We start from the raw sequence: 6,716 nt of genomic DNA on the forward strand, positions 1-6,716 counted from the left end.
TCAGCAACATCTTCTATCTTGACTATTAATCTCAAAAGGCAGGAATGCGCCAGGCATCACCTGCCTTTTTTTCATCGCTGATCCATAATTACTTTTTTCGGGTAGACAGGATCACTTAATGAAACTTATCGGCAGCTATACCAGCCCGTTTGTACGTAAAATCTCCGTTATCCTGCTGGAGAAGGGGATCACCTTTGAATTTGTAAATGAGTTCCCCTACAACGGCGAAAACGGCGTTGCGCACTACAACCCGCTGGGTAAAGTTCCGGCGCTGGTCACCGACGAGGGCGATATCTGGTACGACTCGCCTATCATTGCTGCCTACCTGGAGCTGCTGGACATCGCGCCTGCGATGCTGCCGCAGGATCCAAAGGCGGCGTTGAAGCTGCGCCAGATAGAAGCCCTGGCCGATGGTGTCATGGACGCCGGGCTGGTCTCGGTGCGCGAGCAGGCCCGACCGGCGGCCCAGCAGTCGGAAACCGAGCTGCTGCGCCAGCGGGAGAAAATTAGCCGGGCGCTGGACATGTTGGAAAAGCACGTCAGCGAAGGCGATATTCAGCCGGATAGCCTCAACGTTGCTACTATCGCCGTGGCCTGCGCCATCGGCTATATCAACTTCCGCCGCGTCTCGCCCGGCTGGTGCGTGGACAGGCCGCAGCTGGTGAAACTGGTGGAGACGCTGTTCCAGCGGGAGAGCTTTGCCCGCACCGAACCGCCAAAGTCCTAGCCCCAGCATACTGACAGCCTGCGCCGGTACGCTGTACAATCTCCCTTCACGTCGAATCCCCTCCGGCGGGAGGGGTAATCTACTGCAGGCTTTGTCATGACCCTTGAATCACGTTCGCTTTTCAGCCAGATCCCGGCAACCGATCGTCTGCTGCACGCCGACGACTTTGCTGTCTTAGTCGACACTTTCGGTCACCGCCGCGTCGTGGATACCCTGCGCCAGCTTCAGGACGAGGCCCGTCTTGCGGTGCGCGAAACCCAGGCGCTGCCCGCCTGGTGCGCGGACTGGGCGGCCGCAGCGGAGAGTCGGCTGACACAGCATGAAACCCGCGCCCTGCGGCCAGTATTTAACCTCACCGGCACGGTGCTGCACACCAACCTCGGACGCGCGCTACAGGCGGAGGCTGCTATCGAGGCGGTTGCCGAAGCGATGCGCACTCCGGTGACGCTGGAATACGCCCTCGACGAGGCCGGGCGCGGTCATCGCGATCGCGGCGTGGCGGATCTGCTCTGCCGCCTGACCGGCGCGGAGGATGCCTGCATTGTGAATAACAACGCGGCGGCGGTGCTACTGATGCTGGCCGCGCTGGCTAACGGCAAAGAGGTGGTGGTGTCGCGTGGCGAGCTGGTGGAGATTGGCGGTGCGTTTCGCATTCCGGACGTGATGCGTCAGGCGGGATGCGTGCTGCATGAGGTGGGTACCACCAACCGCACCCATGCCAAAGACTATCGTGAGGCGGTGAACGAGAATACAGCGCTGCTGATGAAGGTCCATACCAGCAACTATGCCGTCACCGGCTTCACCAAGGCAGTGGAGGAGGCGGAGCTGGTGCAAATTGGCCTGCCGCTGAACGTGCCGGTGGTAGCCGACTTAGGCAGCGGCTCGCTGGTCGATCTCAGCCAGTACGGTCTGCCGAAAGAGCCGATGCCGCAGGAGATGATTGCCGCAGGCGTCAGCCTCGTGAGCTTCTCCGGCGATAAGCTGCCCGGCGGTCCGCAGGCGGGGATTATCATCGGCAAGCGCGAACTGATTGCCAGGCTCCAGCAGCATCCGCTTAAGCGCGCTCTGCGGGTGGATAAGATGACCCTCGCCGCGCTGGAGGCCACGCTCAGGCTCTATCTGCACCCGGAAAAGCTGGCCGAACGGCTGCCGACGCTGCGCCTGCTGACCCGCAGCGCGGACGACATTCGTCAGCAGGCCGAGCGGCTTCTGCCCGCGCTGGAGAGCCGCTACGCTGAGTTCCTGATTCAGGTTGAAGCCTGCCAGTCGCAAATCGGTAGCGGATCGCTGCCGGTGGACAGGCTGCCCAGCGCGGCGCTGACCTTTACTCCTCGCGACGGACGCGGCAGCCGCCTTGAAGCACTGGCGGCGCAGTGGCGCGCGCTGCCGCAGCCGGTGATTGGCCGCATCTCCGATGGTCGTCTGTGGCTCGATCTGCGCTGCCTTGACGATGAATCCCGCTTTTTGAACAGGTTACTGAAATGATTATTGCAACGGCCGGGCACGTCGACCACGGCAAAACGACGCTGCTGGAGGCGCTCACCGGCATCAATGCCGACCGGCTGCCGGAAGAGAAGAAGCGTGGCATGACTATCGATCTCGGCTACGCCTACTGGCCCCAGCCGGATGGCCGCGTGCCGGGGTTTATTGATGTGCCGGGCCACGAGAAGTTTCTTGCCAATATGCTGGCGGGCGTCGGCGGTATCGACGGCGCGCTGCTGGTGGTGGCCTGCGACGACGGCGTGATGGCGCAAACCCGGGAGCACCTGGCGATTTTACAGCTCACCGGCAACCCGGCGCTGACCGTGGCGTTGACTAAGGCCGATCGCGTGGACGAGGCGCGGATAGCTGAGGTTGAGGCCGAGATACACAGCGTGCTGGCAGAGTATGGTTACCCGCAGGCAACGCTGTTTACTACCGCTGCGACGCAGGGGGTGGGCATTGAGGCGTTGCGCGCGCATCTGCTGGCGCTGCCCGAACGCGAGCAGAACGACGAGCACCGCTTCCGCCTTGCCATCGATCGCGCGTTTAGCGTCAAGGGTGCGGGGCTAGTGGTGACCGGCACGGCGCTCTCCGGCAGCGTAAAGGTAGGCGATACCCTGTGGCTTACCGGAGTGAACAGGCCAATGCGCGTGCGCGGCCTGCATGCGCAAAACCAGCCGGTAGAGCAGGCCCACGCCGGGCAGCGTATCGCTCTAAACATTGCGGGCGATGCTGAAAAAGAGGCTATCAGCCGCGGCGATTGGCTGCTGGCCGAGGTGCCGCCCGAGCCTGTGACACGGCTGATCGTGGCGCTGCACACCCACGCGCCGCTGGGTCAGTGGCAGCCGCTGCACATTCACCATGCCGCCAGCCACGTGACGGGCCGCGTCTCGCTGCTCGAAGATAATCTTGCCGAGCTGGTATTGGATACGCCGCTGTGGCTGGCAGATAACGATCGACTGGTGCTGCGCGATATCGCTGCTCGCGCCACGCTAGCCGGGGCGCGGGTGGTCACGCTCAATCCGCCGCGCCGGGGCAAACGTAAGCCAGAGTACCTGGCGTGGATCGCCGCGCTGGCAGAAGCGGGTGACGATGCCAGCGCGCTGGCGGTGCACCTGACGCGCGGCGCGGTACATCTGCCGTCGTTCGCGTGGGAGAGACAGCTTAACGCTCAGGGGCTGGCGGCGTTGACCGAGAGCCCGGCGCTGATCCAGGCCGGAGACAGCCTGATTAGCGCCGCGGTCGCCGCCCGCTGGCAGCGCAAGATCCTTGATACCCTCGCCACCTACCATGCCCAGCATCGGGACGAGCCAGGGCCAGGGCGCGAGCGTCTGCGCCGCATGGCCCTACCAATGGAGAACGAGGCGCTGGTGCTGACGCTCATCGAGCGGATGCGGGAGAGCGGAGATATCTACAGCCATCACGGCTGGCTGCACCTGCCGGAGCATAAAGCAGGCTTTACTGCCGAGCAGGAGGCGATATGGCAGAAAGCCGCCACGCTGTTTGGTGACGAGCCGTGGTGGGTGCGCGACCTGGCGCGTGAGGTGGGGACAGACGAGCAGATTATGCGCAGCGTTCTGCACCAGGCGGCGCAGCAGGGGCTGATCACGGCGATCGTAAAAGATCGCTACTACCGCAACGATCGCATTGTGGCCTTTGCGAATCTGATCCGCGCCCTGGACGGCGAACGTGGATCAACCTGTGCCGCCGACTTCCGCGACCAACTCAACGTCGGACGCAAGCTGGCCATTCAGATCCTCGAATATTTCGACCGCATCGGCTTTACCCGCCGACGCGGCAACGATCACCTGCTGCGCGACGCCCTGCTGTTCCCGGCCAATCCGCAGGCGTAACCCTGTCGCGCCCTATTCACCGGGCGCGATTTTCTGCTTCGCCAGCCACACCGCCCCCAGTCTGCCCGCCTGGTTACCCAGCTTGCAGGGGTGGATTGGCACGCGTAGCGCCTCCCACATCTCAAAGGTTTCCAGGTGACGATCGAGCAACTGGTAAACTTTCTCCTGCTCGCTCAGCCCGCCGCCAATCAGCACCGCCTCGGGGTCGAACATAGAGATGACGCTATAGACGCCGCGCGCCAGGAACAGCGCCCACTCGTTAATGGCCTCACGCAGATGGACGTCGCTGTCCATACGCTCGAAGAGCTCTTTACCGTGCGGCAGCTCGTCGGCAGAGACCGCCAGTGCCTGACGGCAGGCTTTCATCAGGCCGCTGCCGGAGGCAACCTCGTGCATACACTCGCCGTTGTTGCCGACGGGGATCACGCCAAACTCACCGGCGTGGAAGTGCACGCCCCGGAACAGCTCACCGTTGACGATAATCCCGCCGCCAATGCCGGTTCCCACGGTGATACAGACGAAGTTCTCAAACTTCTGTCCGGCCCCGCGCCAGCGCTCGCCGAGCGCCGCACAGTTGGCATCGTTTTCCACCACGACGGGCAGATCGGTGAGGGTCGAGAAGAGATCGTGCAGGTTTGCGCCATCCATAAAGTCCAGTGCGCCCGCTTTTGCCGCTTTGCCGGTATGCACGTTGATATGGCCAGGGAAGCTGACGCCGATGCCAGCGATCTCGTGATCTTTTTGGTAAGTTTCAACGACGTCTTTCCACGCTTTTTTAAACGACGCTTCATCTTCGGGCGTATCAAACTCATCCGAAGAGAGCTCTTCGCCATGCTCGTCGATCAGGCCATGCTTGATGTGGGTTCCCCCGACATCAAAACCAATAAAGTAGTGCATAGGTATTTCCCTTTTCCGGTTCCATACGCTTAATTATGGCTCAGGCCAGACGGGAGAATGTAAAGTAAGGTAATACGTGAACAGCGTCGAAAAGCGGCAATTTGATTGCTTCTTTTTTATCCACCCCGGCTACCCTTGAAGAACACCCCTGCAAGGAGACGGCCATGACAAACAATCCCCCCGCCAACCGCATCCAGCCTGGCGAATACGGTTATCCTCTTACCTTAAAAGCGCGTTATGAAAACTTTATCGGCGGCGACTGGGTTCCCCCGGCCGACGGCGAGTACTACCAGAACCTGACCCCGGTCACCGGCCAGCCGCTGTGTGAAATTGCCAGCTCAAGCAAGCGCGATATCGATCTGGCGCTGGACGCGGCCCATAAGGCGAAAGATAAGTGGGCGCATACCTCCGTGCAAGATCGGGCGGCCATTTTGCTGAAGATAGCCGACCGCATGGAGCAGAACCTGGAGCTGCTGGCGACCGCCGAAACCTGGGATAACGGCAAGCCGATCCGCGAAACCAGCGGGGCCGACGTGCCGCTGGCGATTGACCATTTCCGCTATTTTGCCTCCTGTATTCGCGCCCAGGAGGGCGGCATCAGCGAGGTAGACAGCGAGACGGTGGCCTATCACTTCCGCGAGCCGCTGGGCGTGGTCGGGCAGATCATCCCGTGGAACTTCCCGCTGCTGATGGCAAGCTGGAAGATGGCCCCTGCGCTCGCCGCCGGAAACTGCATCGTCTTAAAACCGGCGCGCCTGACGCCGCTCTCCGTGCTGCTGCTGATGGAGATTGTCGGCGATCTACTGCCGCCGGGGGTAGTGAACGTGGTCAACGGCGCGGGAGGCGAGATTGGTGAGTACCTTGCCACCTCGAAACGCATCAGTAAGGTGGCCTTTACCGGCTCCACTGAAGTGGGCCAGCAGATCATGCAGTACGCGACCCAGAACATTATTCCGGTCACCCTAGAGCTGGGCGGCAAGTCACCGAACATCTTCTTCGCCGACGTGATGGACGAGGAGGATGCCTTCTTTGACAAGGCGCTAGAGGGTTTTGCCCTGTTCGCCTTTAACCAGGGTGAAGTCTGTACCTGTCCAAGCCGGGCGCTGGTGCAGGAGTCGATCTACGAGCGCTTTATGGAGCGCGCCATCCGTCGGGTAGAGAGCATCCGCAGCGGCAACCCGCTGGATACCGTCACCCAGATGGGCGCACAGGTCTCTCAAGGGCAGTTGGAGACCATCCTCAACTACATCGACATTGGTAAAAACGAGGGGGCGGACGTACTCACCGGCGGGCGGCGCAAGCTGCTGGAGGGCGAGCTGAAAGAGGGCTACTACCTGGAGCCGACCATTCTCTTTGGGCAGAACAACATGCGCGTCTTCCAGGAGGAGATCTTTGGCCCGGTGCTCGCCGTCACTACCTTTAAAACCGTGGAGGAGGCGCTGGAGCTGGCCAACGATACCCAGTACGGATTGGGCGCGGGCGTCTGGAGCCGCAACGGCAGCCTGGCCTATAAGATGGGGCGCGGTATCCAGGCCGGACGCGTCTGGACCAACTGCTACCACGCCTATCCCGCCCATGCGGCGTTCGGCGGCTACAAGCAGTCCGGCATCGGACGCGAAACCCATAAGATGATGCTGGATCACTACCAGCAAACCAAGTGCCTGCTGGTGAGCTATTCGGATAAACCACTCGGGCTGTTCTAAGTCCCTATCGCCGGGCGGCGCAAGCTTGCCCGGCCTACAACAGTGTTAATTAGC

5 protein-coding genes are annotated in these 6,716 nt (G+C 61.8%); 4 read left to right on the plus strand and 1 reads right to left on the minus strand.

The features are described 5' to 3' along the window. The first annotated feature begins 118 nt into the window (after positions 1–118). The 3 genes from FN633_RS03145 to selB all read left to right on the plus strand — a co-directional run bounded on the left by FN633_RS03145 (position 119) and on the right by selB (position 4,062). Positions 119–727: a glutathione S-transferase gene (locus tag FN633_RS03145; protein WP_042393944.1), complete on the plus strand. Its 609-nt coding sequence runs from the start codon at positions 119–121 to the stop codon at positions 725–727. 96 nt (positions 728–823) lie between these two features. After that, entirely contained in the window at positions 824–2,212 is a 1,389-nt protein-coding gene (gene selA, locus FN633_RS03150) for an L-seryl-tRNA(Sec) selenium transferase (protein ID WP_154056702.1), read from the plus strand. Next, positions 2,209–4,062 (plus strand): selenocysteine-specific translation elongation factor, encoded by a 1,854-nt coding sequence (gene selB, locus FN633_RS03155; protein WP_154056703.1) that lies wholly within the window; start codon positions 2,209–2,211, stop codon positions 4,060–4,062. The genes selA and selB overlap by 4 nt, the downstream gene beginning before the upstream one ends. A 12-nt stretch (positions 4,063–4,074) precedes the next feature. On the opposite strand, the gene FN633_RS03160 is transcribed toward selB, so the two are convergent. Then, positions 4,075–4,959: an ROK family protein gene (locus FN633_RS03160; protein WP_154056704.1), complete on the minus strand. Its 885-nt coding sequence runs from the start codon at positions 4,957–4,959 to the stop codon at positions 4,075–4,077. Between the two features lie 164 nt (positions 4,960–5,123). Here FN633_RS03160 and aldB point away from each other — a divergent pair, with 164 nt between their 5' ends. After that, positions 5,124–6,662 (plus strand): aldehyde dehydrogenase AldB, encoded by a 1,539-nt coding sequence (aldB, locus tag FN633_RS03165; RefSeq protein ID WP_154056705.1) that lies wholly within the window; start codon positions 5,124–5,126, stop codon positions 6,660–6,662. Positions 6,663–6,716 lie beyond the last annotated feature (54 nt).

It is taken from the genome of Pseudescherichia vulneris, assembly GCF_902164725.1.
Lineage (GTDB): Bacteria > Pseudomonadota > Gammaproteobacteria > Enterobacterales > Enterobacteriaceae > Pseudescherichia > Pseudescherichia vulneris.

Coding starts and splice junctions, on each gene's coding strand:
- FN633_RS03145 (WP_042393944.1), top strand. CDS start 119: ATGAAACTTATCGGCAGCTATACCAGCCCGTTTGTACGTAAAATCTCC.
- selA (WP_154056702.1), top strand. CDS start 824: ATGACCCTTGAATCACGTTCGCTTTTCAGCCAGATCCCGGCAACCGAT.
- selB (WP_154056703.1), top strand. CDS start 2,209: ATGATTATTGCAACGGCCGGGCACGTCGACCACGGCAAAACGACGCTG.
- aldB (WP_154056705.1), top strand. CDS start 5,124: ATGACAAACAATCCCCCCGCCAACCGCATCCAGCCTGGCGAATACGGT.
- FN633_RS03160 (WP_154056704.1), bottom strand. CDS start 4,959: ATGCACTACTTTATTGGTTTTGATGTCGGGGGAACCCACATCAAGCAT.